The following is a 19,189-nucleotide window of genomic DNA, read 5'->3' as shown; positions in this document are numbered from 1 at the left end:
CCCCGTTGCCATAGCACGGTCGATGCCTTCATGAAAAAGATCCTGACCGCCCTGCCGCTGGCCTTCCTGGCCGCGTGCGCTTCACATCCTTCGGGTTCCTCCAACGACGCCGCCGGTACGGCGGCGGCAGCCGGCGACAGCAGCGGCTGGCAATCGCTGCGCGCCAAGTACATGGATTGCGTCAAGCAGAAGGCCGACGACAACCTGTCGGCCAAGGGCCAGTCGAAGGACGTGGCCAACGCGGCGCTGGCCGCGTGCCAGTCCGACCTGGATGCCATGCACGATTCCTTCCGCACATACCTTGACGGGCAGATGTCGTCGTCGCACGGCAAGAACAGCGCCCGCCAGGCGGCGGCGCGAGTCACCACCGACACCCGCGAGAAGGCGCGCGCCTACCTGGTGCGGTACGTCGAGCGCGAGCGCTACGCGGCTCGCCAGCCTTAAGGTCGCTTAGGGACCGCTCAGAGTCGCTACAGGCCGGCTCAGAGCATTTCCAGCGCGCCCGGGCCGTCGGGCGGCGGTAAGATGCGGTCGAGTTCGGCCAACTGGGCCGATAACAGCGGATGCGACAGCGCCCCCAGGTTCTCCTGCAGGCGCTCGCGCCGGCCGGTCTTGGGGATGGCGATCACGCCGTCCTGCGCCAGCAGCCAGGCCAGCGCCGCCTGCGCCGGCGTCATGCCGTGGTCGCGTGCAAAGCGCTTCAGCCCGGGGTGGCCCAGCAGGCGCGACTGCTCGATCGGCGAATACGCCATCACCGGCACGCCGCGCTGGCGCAGCCACGGCAGCAGGTCCCATTCGATGCCGCGCCGGCCCAGGTTGTACAACAGCTGGTTGGCAGCGAGCTGGTCGCCGCCTGGCACCTCCCACAATTCCTCCAGGTCGGCCAGGTCCAGGTTGCTGACGCCCCAGTGGCGGATCTTGCCGTCGCGCTGCAGCGCCTGCATGGCCTGCACCGTCTCTCCCAGCGGCACGCCGCCGCGCCAGTGCAATAGATAGAGGTCAATACGGTCGGTGCGCAGCCGCTTCAGGCTGCGCTCGCAGGCCTGCATCGTGCCGCGCCGGCTGGCGTTGAACGGGTAGACCTTGCTGACGAGGAAGGCCTCGTCGCGGCGCCCGGCGATGGCCTCGCCGATCATCTCTTCGGACTGGCCCTCGCCGTACATCTCGGCCGTATCGATCAGCCGCAGCCCGAGGTCCAGGCCGAGGCGCAGCGTGGCGATCTCCTCTGCGCGCGCGGCGGGCGATTCGCCCATATTCCACGTTCCCATGCCGAGCGCCGGGACGCGCTCGCCGTCGGGCAGGGTGACTTGTCTCATGTGTTGGTTCCCCGTGGTGCCGGGCCGGGTGCCCGGCGGCACCCAACCACACTAGTTAACAACACCCGAAATGTACAAGCCGCGCGCGCCGGGATGGCTTCAGACCAGTCCGCTCAGAAAATACACGGCGATCACAAAGAACACCGCGGTGGTCATGATCAGCGTTACGGCAAAGATATCGCGCTAGGACTCGCGGTCGTGATGCGAAAGAGATAAGTCGCGTCAGCCGTGCTGGTGCCGGTACTCCTGCGTGCGTCCGCCATAGCCGTAGGCGGCCGCTCGGGCGTCGATCACATGCACGTACGAGACCGGATGCAGCTCGCCCAGCAATTCCGACATGGCCTTGAACACGGCCTCGATGAACTGTGCCTTCTCGACCTTGGTGTTGGTTTCATCGGTCACGCTGATGTCCAGGTGGAAGGCATTGCAGCCCTGCTCGGACAGCGGGACGCCGGCGATGATCCAGCTGTCGTGGGGAATGTACTGGACCGTGATGGCGATCACGTCGCGCTTCTTGCCGAGCACGCGCTCGGTGATATCGGCGATCGCGGTGGCGCTGCGGCGGGTCAGGGCGGCATCGGGCTGGCCGGAGAGGTGCAGGACGATATGGGGCATGACAGGCTCCTGTGTGAACGGGTTGGTGAGGTGATGGTAGATCGCGGTGTAATATCGGAAAAGCAGGAATATCCGATGTGATCCATCGGATTATCCGAAGCAAAGACGCCTGTCTCTCACCTCGATCAGACCTTGCCGGAGACCGCCATGCGTGGATTCGAAACCGACCAGTTGCGCACCTTTGTCACGGTGGCCGACAGCGGCAGCCTGTCGGCGGCGGCGCCGCGGCTGTTCCTGTCGCAGTCCTCGGTCAGCGAGCAGCTGCGCAAGCTGGAGGAGCGCGCCGGCGTGCCGCTGCTGGCGCGTGGCCGGCACGGCGCGGTCCCCACGCCGGCGGGCATGCGGCTGCTGGAACACGCACGCCGCATCCTGGCGCTCAACGAACTGGCGCTGCAGGAGTTGCGCGGCCACGCGCTCGAGGGCGAACTGCGCCTGGCGGTGACCGACTACTTCCGCCCCGGCGAGATCGCCGGCATGCTGCGCCGGCTGCGCGAACGCTACCCCTACCTGCGCCTGCACGTGACGGTGATGAAGAGCGCGGCGATCGATGCCGCGGCGGAGATGGATGCCTTCGACATCGGCCTGAGCATGCGGCTCCCCGGCACCAAGGGGCAGGGTGCCAGCACCCGCGGCACGGTGCTGCGGCGCGAGCCGCTGGCCTGGGTGGCAGCGCCGGGCGAAGCCGAGCTGCTTCCTGCAACGTTGCCGCTGGTGCTGCTGCCCGACACCTGCTCGCTGCACCAGTTCGTGATCCAGCTGCTGCAGCGCAAGCGGCTGCCCTACGAGGTCGCGCATTCGGCCTCGGGGGTGGCGGGGCTGCACTTGGCGCTGGCGGCGGGGCTGGGCATGTCGTGCCTGAACGCTTCGGCAGTGGGGCCCGGCGTGGCGCCGCTGGACGCCGCCACCGTAGCCCGCCTGCGCCTGCCGCGCCTGCCTGAGGCGGAGTTCTTCCTGCTGCCCGGCAAGCGCGGCGAGTCGGCCCTCATTTCCGAGGCCCGCGATGCGCTGGCCGAACAACTGGCCTGAGGAAGTATTCATCGCGCACAACGAGCGGGGAGAAGACGACACGTTCTGAAAACAACAACTTTAGATCGCGTAATGCGAATTGTTCCCAATCTCGTTGACCCTCTCATTTCCATAATTGATAATGCGTCGCTTTTCAAAAAATTATTACAAGCGAATACAGGAAAATAAGCAGGGAAATGAGAATAAAACTTCACCCGATCTGTGCCGCGGTAGCGGGGAGCTTCGTTTTTCAACCGATGCTGGCATGGGCCCAGACCGCGCCAGCCGCTTCGGCGCAGTTGCCGGAGGTCACGGTCAGGGCCGATGCCAGCCGCGAGCTTGGCGCCGGCTATAACCCGCCCAACGCGGTCAGCGCGACCAAGACCGAGGCGCCGCTGCGCGACATCCCGCAGACGGTCAACGTGGTCACCGCCGACGTGATGCGCGACCAGCATGCGACCTCGATGCAGGACGCGCTGAAGAACGTGCCGGGCGTGTCGTTCTCCCACGGTGACGGCCAGCGCGACCAGGTGTCGATCCGCGGCTTCACCGCGATCGCCGACCAGTTCGTCGACGGCATCCGCGACGACGCGCTGTACTTCCGCGATATGTCCAACGTCGACCGCGTCGAGGTCATCAAAGGCCCGGCGGCGGTGCTGTACGGGCGCGGCTCGGCGGGTGGACTGATCAACCGCGTGACCAAGAAGCCCGGCATCGACGTCACCGACTTCGCGCTCAGCTACGGCATGTGGGCCGACCGCCGCGCCGAGGCCGACGTCGGCCGCGTGTTTGCCGACGGCGCCGCTGCGTTCCGCGTGACCGGCGCGGTGCAGAAGGCCAACAGCTACCGCTCGCAGCAGTTCCTGGACCGCTCGGCTATCGCGCCGTCGCTGGAGCTGCGCGTGGCGCCCGAGACCACTGTGCTGCTGCAGGCCGACTATCTGGAAGATCGCCGCGTGACCGACTTCGGCATCCCGGCCTTCCAGGGCCGTCCGGTCGACGTGCCGGCCTCGCGCTACTACGGCGCGGCCAATGCGCGCGACGCCGACTATTCGCAGTCGCGGGTGTTCTCCGGTACCGCCACGATCAACCATCGCTTCAACGAGAACTGGTCGATCCGCAATGCGACCCGCTACTACCACTACTCGCTGGACCGCAACAACACGCTCACCAACACGGTCAACGAGGCGGCCCGCACCCTGACCATGAACCACGGCAATGTCCGCCGCGAGGAGCATGGCTGGTTCAACCAGACCGATCTGATCCAGAAGGCGTCCTTCCTCGGCATGCAGCACGAGCTGCTGTATGGCATGGAGATCGGGCAGCAGAACAAGGACCAGGTCAACAACACCAAGCCGGTGCTGGGTGCCGACGGCCGTACCGCCGTCTTCGACCTGTTCAACCCGGTGCTGCTGACGCTGCCGCGCCAGGCGCCGGGCACGCCGACCACCTCCAACCTCGGCATCTTCAATACCCTGGCGTTCTACACCCAGGACATGATCACCTTCAGCGAGCAGTGGAAGGCGCTGGTGGGTGTGCGCTACGACAACTTCCAGCAGGAGACGCAGAACCGGATCGCCGGCCAGCGCAACCTGTCGCGCACCGACACCGCCTGGAGCCCGCGCGCGGGCCTGGTGTGGCAGCCGTCGAAGGCGCAGTCGTACTACGTGTCGTGGAGCAAGTCGTTCCAGCCTTCGGGCGAGGCCTTTGCGCTGGCGGCGAACAATGCCGACCTGTCGCCGGAGACCACCAACAACACCGAGATCGGCGCCAAGTACGACTGGCTGAACGGCAAGGCCAGCACGACCATCTCGGTGTTCCGCCTGGAGCGCAGCAATATCAAGGTGGCCAACGCCGCCAACACGGCGCTGCTGCCGATCGGCGAGCAGCGCACCGACGGCGTGGAAATCGCCGGCGCGGCCGAACTCGGCAGCGGCTGGCGCATGCTGGCCGGCTATGCCTACCTGGACGCCACCATCACCAAGTCGAGCGCCGCGCTGCAAGGCAAGCGCGCCACTATCACGCCGCGCCACTCCGGCAACGCGTGGCTGACCAAGGACCTCGGCCACGGCTTCGGCGTGGGCGTCGGGGTGAACCTGGTGGGCTCGCGCTACGCCGATCCGCAGAACACCGTGACGCTGCCCGGCTATGTCACCGCCGACGCCATGGCCTGGTACCGCCGCGGCGCGTTCGAGGCGCAGCTCAACGTGTACAACCTGTTCGACAAGGGCTATATCGTCTCGGCCCACGGCACCAGCCCCAACCTGAACATGCCGGGCGCTCCGCGCAGCGTGATGGCGACGCTGCGGTACCGGATGTAAAGCGCAGTATCGTGGACAAGAAAAACCGGGCGGCTCGACACCGTCCGGTTTTTTTTTTTGCCTGAACCTTCTCTTGAACCGGCAGCGTATGACGGCATGTCACCGTCTGTGCCGTGGACCAGGTCGGCGCAAGAACAAGTCCATCAATCCGCACTCACTGTTGCGTGCGTCGCCGCGGGCGACATGCAACAGCGCGCCTGCGGAGAAACCCTGAGTCTCCACCGCGCCGGCATGCCATCGCGCCGCGGTGCTCAGTGCTCGCGCTCCCAGGTCTGGGTACGGCCGATCAGGCTGATGCCGATGAAGCCGCGCACGTTGAGCTTGTTGCCATCCTCGGCCAGCGAGATCTTGCTCTTGTAGACCTTGCCGTTCTCGGGGTCCAGGATCTCGCCGCCGCTCCACTCGTTCTCGCCGGTCTTGCGCAGGCCGGACAGGATGGTCATGCCGATCACGGGCTGGTCCTTGCGCGCGTCGGTGCACTTGTCGCACACGCGCGGCTTGCCGTCGCTCTCGACGAAGGACTTCACCAGGCGCCCGCTGTAGACGCCGTTCCTCTCGGTGATCTCCACCAGGCCGCGCGGCTTGCCGGTGTTGTCGTCGATGGTCTTCCACATGCCGCTCGGCGTGGCCTGGGCCATCGCCGCGGCGCTGCCGAGCAGGGCGGCGGCGAGCACGGCGGCGCGCCACAGCGGTCGGGTGCAGGCGAGGGTGGGATGGATGCGCATGATGTCTCCTTTGAGGTTCGTGGCCACCGGCAGTATGCCGGTGCGGTGCGCCGCGCGGCGGCTGCCGCAATGGATCGAATCGGGTCATCCGGGCAGCCAGCGAGCGGCGGGCGCGCACGCCAATCTACTGGCGCGGGCGCGTCGCCGCAATCCGGCGCGACGGCGCGCAAGCCTTGCCGCTGATCCGGCCCGCTACCCGCAAAGCCGCCTGCACGTGCGGTTTGCAGGTTTTTGTGTCGCAGCAATTGGCATCGCCTCGGGGGCGCTGAAGCAATCCTCTAAGCGGACGTACGACGCGCCGCGGGCACCTCGCGTGCCACGCGCGCCGGCATGCGCGGCACGACCGGCGGCGCAAGCGATGACGTAACTGAGGACCTGACTGACGATCCAACTGTGCGAGCGAGACCGGCAACCTCCAGCACCCTCGAGGAGCAAGCGCACCGACGGATGCGCGAGGGGCGATGGTGACGGCGATGGTGTGGTGCGACGCGCCGCCGATGTGTTGCCGCAATGCTTCGCTCGCGTCGTCGCTTTGCTCAATCGCAACGCTTTCGATGCGTTCGCGCTGTTGCTCCGATGCAAACCGTTGCGCGCGCGCATCACTCGCGCCGAGGTTCGCGCATCGTGTCGCGCGACGCGCGCGCGGATCGATGCCGCGGCTCCGGTGCCATGGCGCGATCGAGCGCGCGGCCGACTGTGTAACGCATGCAGAGGACGCGCCGCGCGGCCAGTCTCACGCGCGCTCGCCAACCTGCTTGCGCGCCTCGCGGCGTGCCGCGCGCGCCGCGGTGCATCGCCCGCAAAGCCTTTATCCATGCGGCTTTCCGCAAGTCGAGATGAGACGCGACGCTACCTACGCGCGCGCTTGCGACGCGCATCGCGCGGCTTGTAATCGGGTCGCGCGCGGGTGTGTAAAAGCTGCGTGCGTGGAAGGTGTGAAAGGGTGTCGCGACGTGTGTGCAAGAGAGAGAAACACGCGTCGCCGCATGCGTGCGCGCGATGCATGGCGATGCCATTGGCAACGTCTTCGTGACGACACGCGTGAGAACTAGTTGGAGCGATGCATGCAGGCAAGTTTTTTTGCACTTTTTTCTTAACATCATGGTGCAAACGAATTATGATTCGCCTTGACAAGAGTCTCACTTCATTGCAGAGAAGCAGGAAGAGCAAGATGGAACGACGAGCGCGATGCGCGCTTCGATGCAGTGATGCAGGTAGTAGCTGAGGAGCACGAGAACTTTGACGCAGACCAGGCCGGACCGGCTTCTTAAAACGCGTGCAGTCTCCCTTGGCCCAGTGACGGGTTGGGCCAGCTACCACCGAATGATGAATGCCGCCTGCCGTGCGCGAGGCCATGCCCGCACCGCAGGCCTGCTGTCCGATATCTCCTCATTTCTGGCCGCGCGCCGACTCAACGGGCGGCGTGGGCTGATCGAATATTCCAGGGCGCGGCACGTGCCCGAGACCCGCTTGCGGGCTCGCTCCGGCCGCCAAGTCACCGCCAGGGGCGGTGCGCCTGTAACCGAATTCATTAGCGTGCAGCCGCAAATGCGCCGCACGCCGATGAATCGCTCGCTCGACTGGGGCTGCGCTGCTGTCTTGCGCCTCGGGTCGGTCGGGTCGCCAACTTAGGTCATTCGATATTCACTCTCTAGTGAAGGAGTTATCCATGGCAACTGCTGCAAAGAAAAAGCCGGCGGCTAAGAAGGCCGCCAAGCCGGCCGCCAAGAAGGCCGCTCCGGCCAAGAAGGCTGCTGTGAAGAAGGTAGCCGCCAAGAAGGCAGCACCGGCCGCCAAGAAGGCCGCAACCAAGAAGGTAGCCGCGAAGAAGGCGCCGGCCGCCAAGAAGGCAGCGGCCAAGAAGGCCCCCGCCAAGAAGGTCGCGACCAAGAAGGTAGCCGCCAAGAAGGTTGCAGCCAAGAAGGCACCGGCAGCCAAGAAGGTCGCCACCAAGAAGGTAGCCACCAAGAAGGTAGCCGCCAAGAAGGTAGCCGCCAAGAAGGCCGCACCGGCCAAGAAGGCCGCAACCAAGAAGGTCGCCGCCAAGAAGGCACCGGCCGCCAAGAAGGCTGCCACCAAGAAGGTAGCCGCCAAGAAGGCCCCGGCCAAGAAGGCTGCCGCCAAGAAGCCGGCTGCCAAGAAGGCCGCTTCCAAGAAGGCGCCTGCTGCCAAGCCTGCCGCTGCCCCTGCCGTGGCTCCCGCTTCGGCTGCCAAGACCGCGCTGAACCCGGCTGCTGCCTGGCCGTTCCCGACGGGCAACCGTCCGTAAGCTGCGCCGCCACGGCGTGGAGCTTGCACGTTCCGCAAGGAACCACACCGGCACGCAGCGCGTGCCAGCATGACCGGATACTGCGTATCCGGTCCGCAAGACGCCAGTCTTGCCGACCCGCCGATGGCATCCGCCCGGCGGGTTTTTTCATGGGCGCGCGCCGGCTTCAGGCCAACCTCGACGCCAAAAGAAAAAGCGCCGCGACCCTTGCGGGTGCGGCGCTTGCGATGCAGCGTCGCCGCGGCCCTCCCGGGCCGCTTGCGCTCAGTGCGTGACGCGCGTCACGCCGCCCGAAGACAGCAGTCGCACGCGCTCGCCGGGGCGGAAGGCCTCGTCGGCCTCCTGCGTGATTGCGCGCATCTCGCCGTTGTCCAGGCGCACGGTGATTTCCAGGCCGCGGCGCTGGTTGATCTTGTTCTCGGCGGCGCTACCGGCGATGCCGCCCAGAATCGCGCCGAGAATGCCTGCGGCCACCGCGCCATTGCCGCCACCGATGGTGCTGCCGGCCGCGATGCCGCCGATGGCACCACCCGCGAGCGTGCCGGCGCCGGTCTGGCCGCCCTGGATGGAGACTTCGCGCACGCCTTCGACCACGCCGTAGCGCACGGTCTGTTCGCGCTGCGCCTGGCCCGTGCCGTAGACGCTGTTGGAGTTGGACTGCGTGGCACAGCCGGCAACCAGCGTGACGAGGGCAAGGACGGCAACGGCGCCGCCACGGAGCTTGTTGTTCATCTCTTGTTACCGAAAAAAGCCACGCTCTGGTCGCAGGTCAGGCGTAGCGGTACCCGAATGCAGACTGGAACCGGTTGCCGATTTCTTCGCGCGACAACCAGTGGTTCTGCGGACCTTGCTGCGCAATCTTGACCGACCCCATCAGTGACGCCAGGCGGCCGGTCGTTTCCCAGTCTAAACCGTTTTCAATGCCGTAGAGCAGGCCGCCGCGGAAGGCGTCGCCACAGCCGGTCGGGTCCACGATGCGCTCGGCCTGGACGGCCGGGATCGCGTACTGGCTACCATCGGCAAAGATGCTGGCGCCGCGCTCGCCGTGCGTGACGATGAAGGCACGGACCTTGGCGGCGACATCGGCGCTGGTCCACGCGGTGCGCGACAGCAGGACCTGCGCCTCGTAGTCATTGACTGTCACGTAACTGGCGAGTTCAACGAACTCCCGCAGGTCGTCCCCGTTGAACAGGGGCATGGCCTGACCCAGGTCAAAGATGAACGGCACGCCCGCGTCGGCGAACTGGCGCGCGTGGTGCAGCATGCCTTCGCGGCTGTCGGGCGCGACGATGCCCAGGCGCGGCGCGCTGGCGCTGCCCAGTGCATCCTTGACGTTATTCAGCTGCGACTGGCTCATTGCGCCAGGGTGGAAGGCGGTGATCTGGTTGTTGTCCAGGTCGGTGGTGATCATCGCCTGCGCCGTGAACGTCTCCGGCAGCACGCGGATGTGTTGCGTGGGGATCTCCAGCTTGCGCAGGTATTCCAGGTACGGTTCGGCGTCGGAGCCGACGGTGGCCATCACCATGGGGTCGCCGCCGAGCATTTTCAGCGTGTAGGCGATGTTGCCGGCGCACCCGCCGAACTCGCGCCGCATGCCGGGCACCAGGAACGACACGTTCAGCATGTGGATCTGGTCCGGCAGGATATGTTCTCGGAAACGTCCGTCGAACGTCATGATGGTGTCGTAGGCGACGGAGCCGCAGATCAGGCTGGCCATGCTCTCTCCAGGTGGTAGGTCGGTCAGGTGGGTGGATCCCTTGCGGGAAGGCTACTGCGAAAGCGGTAAGGCAGAAAGCAGCAGCGGCCGCCCCGGGTCTGCGGGCGGCCGCTGCCGTCAGGTCGCGTGGATTACTTCAGTGCGGCCAGGGCGGCGTCGTAGTCCGGTTCGGTCTTGATTTCCGACACCAGCTGCGCGTACTTGACGGTGTCGTTCTCGTCGAGCACCACCACTGCGCGGGCGGTCACGCCTGCGAGCGGGCCGCTCTTGATGTCGACACCATAGTTGCCCTTGAACTCGGCGCCGCGCATCGTCGACAGCGTCACCACGTTGGCCAGGCCTTCGGTGGTGCAGAAGCGGCCCATCGCGAACGGCAGGTCAGCCGAGATGGTCAGCACCACGGTGTTGGCGAGGCCGCTGGCGGCTTCGTTGAACTTGCGGGTCGAAGCCTGGCACACCGGCGTGTCCAGGCTCGGGACGATGTTCAGCACTTTGCGCTTGCCGGCGAAGTCGGCCAGCGTGACGTCCTTCAGGTCCTTGCCGACCAGCGAGAAGGCGGGCGCCTTGTCGCCGGGCTGCGGGAACTTGCCTGCGACTTCGATCGGGTTGCCGCCGAGGGTGACGTTGCTCATGTCTACTCCTTGATGTCTGGATGGTTTCCGGTTCAGTTTCCGGCGCCTGGCCGGTCATTACCCGGGTGGGGGCGCGGTTCGCTGCCGGACTCGGATTCGGTCCGGCGGCGAGCCGGGAATTCAGGGATAAAAAATCAGCACGCGGTAGTTGGCTGGCGCCTGCTGCGTCCGGAATCGTACCCGAACCGGCAGCTCCATGCCCGCGCGAAGACCCTGCGCGGCAAAGGCCTTTTGCGTCGGATCGAGGTAATCCGCCGGTTGCAGCACCCGGCGCAGCAGCAGCTGGTCCTGCAGGTCGGTCATCACCAGTTCGATGGCCGGCAGCACGGTGCTGGCGCGGCCCTGGTTGCGCAGCGTCACCGTCAGCAGGTAGACGTCGCCGCTTTCGTCCTGGCGCTGAAGTTGCGAGCTCTCGATACGCAGCGCGTCGATGTCGCGCCAGGGCGGCACGTCGCAGCCCAGCGGCGCGCAGGCCGCCTCGAGCACCGGCCGCAGCATGGGGAACTGGCCGGCGAGCTGGCCGCGTGCGAGGTACGCGGCCTGCACCGCGCCGGCGAGGGCGAGCACGACGGCGGCCGCATGCCATGCGTAGCGCGGCACGCGGGTGCCGCGGCGGGGCTCGCGCGTGCGTTCGCGTTCACGCTCGCGCGCGTGGCGCAGGAAGTCGGGGGCGAACACCGGGCCGGCCGGCGCTTCCGTGCGGGCCCAGCGGCGCGTGGTCTGCTCGCGCGCCACGGCGCCGCCGGTGACGGTAGAGGGTTGGCTGCCAGTGTCGGGGGCGAGGTCTTGTGCGCCGGCCTCCTCGCCAGCGTCATCGAAGCGATCGGCGCTGGCAGGCGTGAAAGACAGCTCTTGCGCCGATGGCGCGGGCGCGGCATCGGCGGACGCCGCGCGCAGGAATTCGCTGGCGCTGGGGATCGCTGCAGCGGGTGCGGCGGGCGATGGTGCGGGCTTGTCGGTCGCGGCTTGCGGTTCCGATGCAGCCGGCTTTTCCGCCGCCGGTTCCGCCATATCCAGCGCGGCATGATCGAGCGTCGGCCAGGGGACGGCCACGGATGCCGGCTGTGCCGGAGTGTCCTCGGCGTGATTCGGGCCGGCAGGGGTTGCTGATGCGGGCGCTGCGTCGGCGCCGGCCTCGGGCTCGAGTTCAAGGTCGGCTTCAGCTTTGACTTCAGGCTCGACTTCAGCTTCGGCTTCAGGCTCGGCTTCAGACTCGGCTTCGGGCTCCACTTCAGCCCCGACTCCCACGGCAGCCGGCGGCTGCGCCGGTTCCTCCGTCGGGGCCGCGGCCTGCCGTTCGGCATCGCGCGCATCGCGTTGCGCGACGGCTTCGTTGGCTTCGCGCACCGCACGCTCGATCTCGTCGTCGTCCATGCCGGCCTGCGCTGGGGCCGCCGCGGAGGCGTCCGCCTGTGCGTCCATCTCTTCCGGCGACATCATCATGGTCGGCGCGTCCAGCGCCGGCACGTCATAGCCAGGATCGATGGTGGGCTTGAATGGCGTCTGGGGCGTCTGGGGCGTAAGGGGCGCGAGCGGCGCGGAAGCTGGCATCGGCGCGGGCGCGGCCCCAGCCGATGCCGGGGCGGAAGCAGCGCGGGCTGGTGCTGCGGAGGAAACGGGCGCGGCTGCGGCAGGCGTGGCGCCACCGGCCGGCAAGGGAATCTCGATCAGGTGTTCGCGCGCGTCGAACACCGTTTCGCAGTGGCCGCAACGCACCAGCCCCTGGCGCAGGCGCAACTGGTCGGCGACCAGCCGGAAGGCGGTGCGGCAGGCCGGGCAGCGCGTGACGAGCTTGACGGCGGCCATCAGTACCGGTCAGGGGCGGGTGCCATGCAGGCAGACCCAGCCTTCCTCGCTGCGCCACACCGTCAGCGGCAGCCAGGGCGCGTAGGCCGCGGCAACTTCATCCGCCTGGCGCTCGAGCACGCCGGAGAGCACCAGCCGGCCGCCGGGGCGCACGCGGGCGCTGAGCATGGCCGCCATCAGCTTGAGCGGGTTGGACAGGATATTGGCGACCACCAGGTCGTAGCTTGCGTCGGACACCGACTCGGGCAGTGCGAACGATGCTTGCACCTGGTTGCGCTCGGCGTTGTAGCGCGACGCTTCCACGGCGTTGGGATCGATATCGATGCCGATGGTGTCGCCCGCGCCCAGCTTGCGCGCGACGATCGCCAGGATGCCGGAGCCGCAGCCATAGTCGAGCACGGTCTCGCCCGGCTTCAGGTTCTGCTCAAGCCATTGCATGCACAGCCGCGTGGTGGGGTGGCTGCCGGTGCCGAAGGCCAGGCCGGGGTCCAGCTCCAGCACCACGGCGTCGGGCTCGGGCGCGTCGTGCCACGACGGCACCACCCAGATGCGCTCGCCGATGCGGATCGGCTCGAACTGTGATTGCGTCAGCCGCACCCAGTCCTGGTCCTCGACCGCGCGCAGTTCGAACGCCGGCACCGGGTCGATGCCGAGCTGGTTGGAGGCAGCCGCCACCACGACGGCCGGATCGGCATCGTCGCCAAACAGCGCCACCACGCGCGAGCGGTTCCACGCGAGTTGCTTCGGTTCCAGCCCGGGCTCGCCAAAGAGCGGCTGCTCGTCGGGCGTGTCGGCATCGGCGTCTTCCACCGAGACCGACAGCGCGCCGAGGTCGAACAGGGCGTCAGACCAGGCCTCGGCCTGGTCCTGCGCCACTTCGATCACACATTCCTGAAATGCCACGGGCTTCCTTGCTTCCTACGTGCTTGCTGCGGTGTGTATTGCGGGTAACGTTGCGTCAGGCCTTCGCGCGCTCCGCCAGGCGATGCTCGAGATAGTGGATGCTGGTGCCGCCTTCGACGAAGTTGGCGTCCATCATCAGCTCGCGGTGCAGCGGCACGTTGGTCTGGATGCCGTCCACCACCATTTCGGACAGCGCGATGCGCATGCGGGCGATAGCCTGCTCGCGCGTGGCGCCGTAAGTGATGATCTTGCCGATCATCGAATCGTAGTTGGGCGGCACGAAGTAGCCATCATACGCGTGCGAGTCGACCCGCACACCCGGGCCGCCGGGCATGTGCCAGGCGGTGATGCGGCCCGGCGACGGCGTGAACTTGAACGGGTCCTCGGCGTTCACGCGGCATTCGATCGCGTGGCCGCGGAACTGCACGTCCTTCTGGCGGAAACGCAGCTTCTCGCCAAAGGCGATGCGGATCTGCTCCTGCACGATATCGATGCCGGTGATCATCTCGGTGACCGGGTGCTCGACCTGCACGCGCGTGTTCATCTCGATGAAGTAGAACTCGTTGTTCTCGTACAGGAACTCGAAGGTGCCGGCGCCGCGGTAGCCCATCTTCTTGCAGGCCTCGGCGCAGCGGTCGCCGATGCGCTCGATCAGGCGGCGCGGGATGTGCGGCGCGGGCGCTTCCTCGATCACCTTCTGGTGGCGGCGCTGCATCGAGCAGTCGCGCTCGCCCAGCCAGATTGCCTGGCGGTGCTGGTCGGCAAGGATCTGGATTTCCACATGGCGCGGGTTCTCGAGGAACTTCTCCATGTAGACCTCGGGATTGCCGAAGGCGCGACCGGCCTCTTCGCGCGTCATGTTGACGGCGTTGATCAGCGCGGCTTCCGTGTGCACCACGCGCATGCCGCGGCCACCGCCGCCGCCGGCGGCCTTGATGATCACCGGGTAGCCCACGCGGCGTGCGGTCGCCAGGATTTCCTTGGGATCGTCGGGCAGGGCGCCGTCCGAGCCGGGCACGCACGGCACGCCGGCCTTGATCATGGACTGCTTGGCCGAGACCTTGTCGCCCATCAGGCGGATGCTGTCGGCGGTGGGGCCGATAAAGACGAAGCCGGATTTCTCCACGCGCTCGGCGAAGTCGGAGTTCTCCGACAGGAAGCCGTAGCCGGGGTGGATGGCCTGCGCGTCGGTCACCTCGGCGGCCGAGATGATGGCGGGCATATTGAGGTAAGACAGCGGCGACGGGGCCGGGCCGATACAGACGGCTTCGTCGGCCAGGCGCACGTACTTGGCCTCCTTGTCGGCCTCGGAGTACACCACGACCGTCTTGATGCCCAGTTCGCGGCAGGCGCGCTGGATGCGTAGAGCGATTTCGCCGCGGTTCGCGATCAGAATTTTTTCAAACATGGTCTCTCTCTGCGAGAACAGGAGCGGTCCCGCTGCGTGCCGGAAAGGCACATCGGGCGCGCGGCCGCAGGGCGGGTAGCCGTCGTGGCCGCAATACTGCGCGGAACTGCATGGAACTGCACGGAACGGGCCGCGATGCCCACAGCGTCCCCGGCGTCACGAAACGCCATTAGCGGACCGCGCCGGTGCTGCCTGGTGGCCACGCGAGTGGCCAATGGCAGCATGCGGCGCGGCATCCCGGTGGGGATCAGCCGATGACGAACAGCGGCTGGCCGTATTCCACTGCCTGGCCGTTTTCGACCAGGATTTCCTTGATGACACCGGCCTTGTCGCACTCGATTTCGTTGAGCAGCTTCATGGCTTCGATGATGCAGACGGTCTGGCCTTCCTTGACGGTGTCGCCGACGTTGACGAAGGGCGCGGCGCCGGGGGAGGGCGCACGGTAGAACGTGCCCACCATCGGCGAGGTCACCACATGGCCGGCGGGCAGCTGGACAGCCGGCTCGGCAGCCGGCGCAGCGCCGACCGGGGCTGCGGCCGGGGCGGCCGGCAGCGCCTGCATCTGCGGCATGGCCATCGGCGCGGCGATGACTTGCGGCGGTTGCTTGACGATGCGTACCTTGCCGTCGCCTTCGGTGACTTCCAGCTCGGAGATGCCGGATTCGGCCACCAGGTCGATAAGCGTCTTCAGCTTGCGCAGGTCCATCTTTTTATCCTCCTGAATCGGGTTGTCCGGCCGCTGCCGGGAACGGCCGCGGCGGAAGAAATCGTTGTGGCGGCCACCAGGGATCCGCGCCCGCCGTGCCGAAGCACACGCAACGGGCGCAGGCCGCCAGGCGGCGCGCGCGCATGTATTCAAATAAATCTGGCGGGGGTCAGCTCCCCGAACTCCCTGGCGGCGGCTGCTCCTGGGCCAGCGCATAGTCCAGCGCCAGCAGGTAACCCTGCCAGCCCAGTCCGCAGATCACCCCGACCGCTACGTCGGAGAAGTAGGAGTGGTGGCGGAAGCTCTCGCGGCGGTGCACGTTCGACAGGTGCACCTCGACGAAGGGGATCGCCACGCCGGCCAGCGCATCGCGCAGCGCCACGCTGGTATGCGTATAGGCCGCGGGGTTGATAACGATGAAGTCGACGCCTTCCGCGCGTGCGGCGTGGATGCGGTCGACCAGCGCCCCTTCATGGTTGGACTGGAACGATGCCAGCGAAATACCGGCCTTTGTGGCACGTTCGGCCAGGGCCGCGTCGATATCGGCAAGCGTCGTGTGCCCGTAGGTCTCCGGCTCGCGTGTGCCCAGCAGGTTGAGGTTCGGCCCATGGAGGACCAGCACCTTGCGGTAGCGGGCTGAGCGACGGAGGGAGCGGGTTGCAGTCACGGCGGCTCGACCAGATCAACGAAATTGCGCGGAGATTACCGTAGCTTAGAGTGATTTGTCTAGCGGGCGATACAAGGCCGGGCGGCATTCAGTCGTACTCCAATGCCGTTTTAAGCACTTTCGCCGGGTTTGATGCGCCAGCTGACAGAAATCGCCGAAGAAATCCGAAATTCAGCGGAGTTCACGGAAGAATGTCGTCATGTGCGCGGCAGGACTGCCCGCAATTCCTCGGCGGTGACCCGCCCCATCTTGCGGTACTTCACCGAGCCGTCCGGGTTGATCACCACGGTATAGGGCAGGCCCCCGGCACTATTGCCGAAATTGCGCGACAGCTCGGTACCGGCGAAACCCGCCACGGCGAGCGGGTAGGCTACCGGTACCTTCCTGGTGAACTGCTGGATGTTGGCGGCGGAATCGATGCCGATGCCGACAAACTCCACCTGCCGGTTCTTGTATTCCTCATGCAGCGCGGTCAGTTCGGGCATCTCTTCCACGCAGGGGCCGCACCATGGTGCCCAGAAGTTCACCACCACGGTCTTGCCGCGCAGCTTGCCCAGGTCCAGGTCGGCCCCGGCGGCATCAGGCAGGCGGGTCTGGAAGAAGGTCTCCACCGCCTGGTCGCCGGCGGGCTTGGGCGAGAACACGAAATGGCCGGCCAGCGCGCCGGCGACGCAGGCGACCACGGCAACCCCGATCCACAGCCAGAGGCGGGAGCGGCGGGCGGGCGAGGAAACGGTTTCAGTCATGGGATGGCCTGGACCAAGGAGTCAGTTGGGCGCACCAACGGGGGCGCATGGTGTCGGGTGATGGTTGGAGCGGCCGGCGTCAGTCCGGTTCGGCCTCGTCGGCCTTGTCCATCAGCGCACGCACCGCCTGCACGTCCGCGCGTGCCAAGCGCCCGGAGGCGTCGGCCCGCACGGCGCCGCGTTCGTCGACGGCATCATACAGCGCAATATGGATACCCACCGGCGCCCCCAGTTCCGCGCGCACTTCGCCGGCCAGCAGCCTGGCCTCGCGGCGGTCGGGCCACTGGCCCTTCCACAGGAAGCTGAGGGTCTCGACCTCGCCGCGGCCGCCGAAGTGGCGGCTCTCGCTGGTTTCGAAGTCCACCCCGGCGTTAAGCAGGTGCAGCGTCGCGTCCTTGGGGCTGTCGCAGAAGCACTGCAGATAGATATCAGAGTGCTCGGTGGCGGTGCCGTTGAGCACCGCGCCGACCAGGTAGGGCCGGAACGGCGCCAGGTCTTCCATCGCCAGTACCGCCAGCCGGCGCAGCAGCGCCAGGATGCGGGGCTGGGTCTCGGCATGGAACAGCGCCTGGTAGGCGCGCACCTCGGCTTCGATCTGTTCGTTGTCCGGCAGCCATTCGCCGGGCACGCGCTGTTCGCCCAGCAGCTGGCGCGCGGCCTTGCGCTTGGCGGTGGCGTAGTCGGCACCGTCCTCGGCGATCATGCGGGCGGCGGCCTGGGCGATCTCGTCGCGCAGGCGGGAGGGGTCAAGCTGGGTACGTCGGGTCATGCCCCATGATACCGGAGCACGCCCCCGCGGCAGGTGCCCGCATGCTGCCGCAGTGCAGCGAGGGCCGCCGGCGCTCGGGTACAATCGTGGGCTTCCTGCCCGGCCTCGCCAGCGGCACAAAACCGCCGCGCGCGCCGCCGGGTGCCGAGTCCCCAGGCCGAGTTCGCCGGCCTGCTTCATGTCTTTCCGGGAACCCATGCATATTCATATCCTTGGCATCTGCGGCACCTTCATGGGCGGCCTGGCGGTGCTGGCCAAGCAGGCCGGTCACCGCGTCACCGGCTGCGATGCCAATGTCTACCCGCCGATGAGCACCCAGCTCGAGGCGCAAGGGATCGAGCTGATCGAAGGTTTCGACCCCGCCCAGCTGTCGCTGGAGCCGGACCTGTTCGTGATCGGCAATGTGGTCTCGCGCGGCAATCCGCTAATGGAAGCCATCCTCGACCGCAACCTGCCTTATGTCTCCGGCCCGCAATGGCTGGGAGAGCACGTATTGGCAAGCAAGTGGGTGCTGGCCGTGGCCGGCACGCACGGCAAGACCACCACCACCTCGATGCTGGCCTGGATCCTGGAGGATGCCGGCTACAACCCGGGCTTCCTGGTGGGCGGGGTGCCGCAGAACTTCGGCATTTCAGCGCGCGTGACCGAATCCGACTTCTTCGTGATCGAGGCCGACGAGTACGACACCGCCTTCTTCGACAAGCGCAGCAAGTTCGTCCACTACCGCCCGCGCACGGCGATCCTGAACAACCTGGAATACGATCACGCCGACATCTTCCCCGATCTGACGGCGATCGAGACCCAGTTCCACCACCTGGTGCGCACCGTGCCCGGCCAGGGCCGGCTGGTGGTCAACGGCGTGGAAGAGAGCCTGGCCCGCGTGCTCGAGCGCGGCTGCTGGAGCGAGGTCGAGCAGTTCGGTGTAGGCGACTGGCGCGAGAGCGATGCGGCCGGCGCCAAGGCTGCGCCCGGCAAGGATGCCTTCGACGTCTGGTTTGGCAATGCCGTCGTCGGCACCGTGGTGTGGGACCTGCAGGGCACCCACAACCGCATGAATGCGCTGGCGGCGATCGCGGCCGCGCGCCACGTCGGCGTGCCGGTGGCGCAGGCGATCGAGTCGCTCGGGCGCTTCGCCAACGTCAAGCGCCGCATGGAAGTGCGCGGCGTGGTCAATGGCGTGACTGTCTACGACGACTTCGCCCACCACCCGACCGCGATCCAGACCACGCTGGAAGGACTGCGCCGCCGTGTCGGCAATGCCCGCATCCTGGCCGTGCTGGAGCCGCGCTCCAATACCATGAAGCTGGGCGTGATGAAGGCCCAGCTGCCGGCCAGCCTGGAGCAGGCCGACCTGGTGTTCGGCTACGGCGCTCCGGCGGGCAAGGACGCGCTCGGCTGGGACCTGGCCGAATCGCTGGCGCCGCTTGGCGCCAAGGCCGGCGCATTCCAGGACCTGGCGGAGCTGGTGCAGGTCGTGCGCGCCGCGGCTCAGCCGGGCGACCACGTGCTGGTAATGAGCAACGGCGGCTTCGGTGGCGTGCACCAGAAGCTGCTGGACGCGCTGGCCCAGCGCTGACCGACGCG

At 67.2% G+C, this 19,189-nt stretch carries 18 protein-coding genes; 5 read left to right on the top strand and 13 right to left on the bottom strand.

The annotated features are described in order from the left end of the window. Positions 1-30: 30 nt before the first annotated feature. Complete coding sequence (locus ABNX08_RS18490; protein ID WP_022536607.1) at positions 31-444, top strand: hypothetical protein; 414 nt, start codon at positions 31-33, stop codon at positions 442-444. 38 nt (positions 445-482) lie between these two features. On the opposite strand, the gene ABNX08_RS18485 is transcribed toward ABNX08_RS18490, so the two are convergent. After that, positions 483-1,316 (bottom strand): aldo/keto reductase, encoded by an 834-nt coding sequence (locus ABNX08_RS18485; RefSeq protein ID WP_022536606.1) that lies wholly within the window; start codon positions 1,314-1,316, stop codon positions 483-485. 222 nt (positions 1,317-1,538) lie between these two features. Continuing rightward, positions 1,539-1,931: a 4-oxalocrotonate tautomerase gene (locus ABNX08_RS18480; protein ID WP_022536605.1), complete on the bottom strand. Its 393-nt coding sequence runs from the start codon at positions 1,929-1,931 to the stop codon at positions 1,539-1,541. A gap of 147 nt (positions 1,932-2,078) precedes the next feature. On the opposite strand from ABNX08_RS18480, the gene ABNX08_RS18475 reads away from it, so the two are divergent. Beyond that, positions 2,079-2,957, top strand: coding sequence for a LysR family transcriptional regulator (locus ABNX08_RS18475; RefSeq protein ID WP_022536604.1), 879 nt, complete (start codon positions 2,079-2,081; stop codon positions 2,955-2,957). Between the two features lie 176 nt (positions 2,958-3,133). Further along, positions 3,134-5,257, top strand: a complete 2,124-nt coding sequence (locus tag ABNX08_RS18470; protein WP_022536603.1) for a TonB-dependent siderophore receptor — start codon at positions 3,134-3,136, stop codon at positions 5,255-5,257. A gap of 251 nt (positions 5,258-5,508) precedes the next feature. On the opposite strand, the gene ABNX08_RS18465 is transcribed toward ABNX08_RS18470, so the two are convergent. After that, a complete protein-coding gene (locus tag ABNX08_RS18465) occupies positions 5,509-5,982 on the bottom strand; it encodes a DUF2147 domain-containing protein (protein ID WP_022536602.1) in 474 nt (157 codons plus the stop codon). 1,669 nt (positions 5,983-7,651) lie between these two features. Between ABNX08_RS18465 and ABNX08_RS18460 the strand changes: the two genes are divergently transcribed. Further along, positions 7,652-8,251, top strand: a complete 600-nt coding sequence (locus ABNX08_RS18460; RefSeq protein WP_349607142.1) for a histone H1-like DNA-binding protein — start codon at positions 7,652-7,654, stop codon at positions 8,249-8,251. A 264-nt stretch (positions 8,252-8,515) separates the two neighbouring features. Here the strand turns inward: ABNX08_RS18460 and ABNX08_RS18455 are convergent, their stop codons facing one another. The 10 genes from ABNX08_RS18455 to ABNX08_RS18410 all read right to left on the bottom strand — a co-directional run bounded on the left by ABNX08_RS18455 (position 8,516) and on the right by ABNX08_RS18410 (position 17,605). Continuing rightward, positions 8,516-8,983: a membrane protein gene (locus tag ABNX08_RS18455; RefSeq protein WP_022536600.1), complete on the bottom strand. Its 468-nt coding sequence runs from the start codon at positions 8,981-8,983 to the stop codon at positions 8,516-8,518. A 37-nt stretch (positions 8,984-9,020) separates the two neighbouring features. Next, the gene (locus tag ABNX08_RS18450; RefSeq protein WP_022536599.1) at positions 9,021-9,968 is read right to left on the bottom strand and encodes a carbohydrate kinase family protein; all 948 of its coding nucleotides are present in this window, start codon (positions 9,966-9,968) and stop codon (positions 9,021-9,023) included. Positions 9,969-10,099: 131 nt separating this feature from the next. Further along, on the bottom strand, positions 10,100-10,600 hold the full coding sequence (tpx, locus tag ABNX08_RS18445) for a thiol peroxidase (RefSeq protein ID WP_022536598.1): 501 nt from the start codon (positions 10,598-10,600) through the stop codon (positions 10,100-10,102). A gap of 120 nt (positions 10,601-10,720) precedes the next feature. After that, positions 10,721-12,406 (bottom strand): zinc-ribbon and DUF3426 domain-containing protein, encoded by a 1,686-nt coding sequence (locus tag ABNX08_RS18440; RefSeq protein WP_022536597.1) that lies wholly within the window; start codon positions 12,404-12,406, stop codon positions 10,721-10,723. A gap of 9 nt (positions 12,407-12,415) precedes the next feature. Continuing rightward, entirely contained in the window at positions 12,416-13,309 is an 894-nt protein-coding gene (gene prmA, locus ABNX08_RS18435) for a 50S ribosomal protein L11 methyltransferase (RefSeq protein WP_022536596.1), read from the bottom strand. A 55-nt stretch (positions 13,310-13,364) separates the two neighbouring features. Continuing rightward, the gene (accC, locus tag ABNX08_RS18430; protein WP_022536595.1) at positions 13,365-14,717 is read right to left on the bottom strand and encodes an acetyl-CoA carboxylase biotin carboxylase subunit; all 1,353 of its coding nucleotides are present in this window, start codon (positions 14,715-14,717) and stop codon (positions 13,365-13,367) included. 247 nt (positions 14,718-14,964) lie between these two features. Next, positions 14,965-15,423 (bottom strand): acetyl-CoA carboxylase biotin carboxyl carrier protein, encoded by a 459-nt coding sequence (gene accB, locus ABNX08_RS18425; RefSeq protein ID WP_022536594.1) that lies wholly within the window; start codon positions 15,421-15,423, stop codon positions 14,965-14,967. A gap of 169 nt (positions 15,424-15,592) precedes the next feature. After that, positions 15,593-16,090 carry a type II 3-dehydroquinate dehydratase gene (gene aroQ, locus ABNX08_RS18420; protein ID WP_349607141.1) on the bottom strand — a complete coding sequence of 166 codons (498 nt, stop codon included), beginning with the start codon at positions 16,088-16,090 and terminating at the stop codon, positions 15,593-15,595. Between the two features lie 197 nt (positions 16,091-16,287). Continuing rightward, the gene (locus ABNX08_RS18415; protein ID WP_022536592.1) at positions 16,288-16,836 is read right to left on the bottom strand and encodes a TlpA disulfide reductase family protein; all 549 of its coding nucleotides are present in this window, start codon (positions 16,834-16,836) and stop codon (positions 16,288-16,290) included. A 79-nt stretch (positions 16,837-16,915) separates the two neighbouring features. Next, complete coding sequence (locus ABNX08_RS18410; protein WP_022536591.1) at positions 16,916-17,605, bottom strand: hypothetical protein; 690 nt, start codon at positions 17,603-17,605, stop codon at positions 16,916-16,918. A 196-nt stretch (positions 17,606-17,801) separates the two neighbouring features. Here ABNX08_RS18410 and mpl point away from each other — a divergent pair, with 196 nt between their 5' ends. After that, positions 17,802-19,181 (top strand): UDP-N-acetylmuramate:L-alanyl-gamma-D-glutamyl-meso-diaminopimelate ligase, encoded by a 1,380-nt coding sequence (mpl, locus tag ABNX08_RS18405; RefSeq protein ID WP_022536590.1) that lies wholly within the window; start codon positions 17,802-17,804, stop codon positions 19,179-19,181. Positions 19,182-19,189: the final 8 nt, after the last annotated feature.

It is taken from the genome of Cupriavidus sp. DF5525 (assembly GCF_040149425.2).
GTDB classification, from domain to species: Bacteria; Pseudomonadota; Gammaproteobacteria; order Burkholderiales; family Burkholderiaceae; genus Cupriavidus; species Cupriavidus pickettii_A.
Note: the sequence above shows the minus strand (reverse complement) of the source record. Positions and strands in the feature narration are given on the sequence as shown.

Bases quoted from the DNA above. Each gene is read 5' to 3' on its own strand.
- ABNX08_RS18475 (WP_022536604.1), top strand. From the start codon at position 2,079: ATGCGTGGATTCGAAACCGACCAGTTGCGCACCTTTGTCACGGTGGCC.
- accB (WP_022536594.1), bottom strand. From the start codon at position 15,423: ATGGACCTGCGCAAGCTGAAGACGCTTATCGACCTGGTGGCCGAATCC.
- ABNX08_RS18450 (WP_022536599.1), bottom strand. From the start codon at position 9,968: ATGGCCAGCCTGATCTGCGGCTCCGTCGCCTACGACACCATCATGACG.
- ABNX08_RS18440 (WP_022536597.1), bottom strand. From the start codon at position 12,406: ATGGCCGCCGTCAAGCTCGTCACGCGCTGCCCGGCCTGCCGCACCGCC.
- tpx (WP_022536598.1), bottom strand. From the start codon at position 10,600: ATGAGCAACGTCACCCTCGGCGGCAACCCGATCGAAGTCGCAGGCAAG.
- ABNX08_RS18465 (WP_022536602.1), bottom strand. From the start codon at position 5,982: ATGCGCATCCATCCCACCCTCGCCTGCACCCGACCGCTGTGGCGCGCC.
- ABNX08_RS18470 (WP_022536603.1), top strand. From the start codon at position 3,134: ATGAGAATAAAACTTCACCCGATCTGTGCCGCGGTAGCGGGGAGCTTC.
- ABNX08_RS18455 (WP_022536600.1), bottom strand. From the start codon at position 8,983: ATGAACAACAAGCTCCGTGGCGGCGCCGTTGCCGTCCTTGCCCTCGTC.
- ABNX08_RS18485 (WP_022536606.1), bottom strand. From the start codon at position 1,316: ATGAGACAAGTCACCCTGCCCGACGGCGAGCGCGTCCCGGCGCTCGGC.
- ABNX08_RS18490 (WP_022536607.1), top strand. From the start codon at position 31: ATGAAAAAGATCCTGACCGCCCTGCCGCTGGCCTTCCTGGCCGCGTGC.
- ABNX08_RS18415 (WP_022536592.1), bottom strand. From the start codon at position 16,836: ATGACTGAAACCGTTTCCTCGCCCGCCCGCCGCTCCCGCCTCTGGCTG.
- ABNX08_RS18460 (WP_349607142.1), top strand. From the start codon at position 7,652: ATGGCAACTGCTGCAAAGAAAAAGCCGGCGGCTAAGAAGGCCGCCAAG.
- ABNX08_RS18410 (WP_022536591.1), bottom strand. From the start codon at position 17,605: ATGACCCGACGTACCCAGCTTGACCCCTCCCGCCTGCGCGACGAGATC.
- mpl (WP_022536590.1), top strand. From the start codon at position 17,802: ATGCATATTCATATCCTTGGCATCTGCGGCACCTTCATGGGCGGCCTG.
- accC (WP_022536595.1), bottom strand. From the start codon at position 14,717: ATGTTTGAAAAAATTCTGATCGCGAACCGCGGCGAAATCGCTCTACGC.
- ABNX08_RS18480 (WP_022536605.1), bottom strand. From the start codon at position 1,931: ATGCCCCATATCGTCCTGCACCTCTCCGGCCAGCCCGATGCCGCCCTG.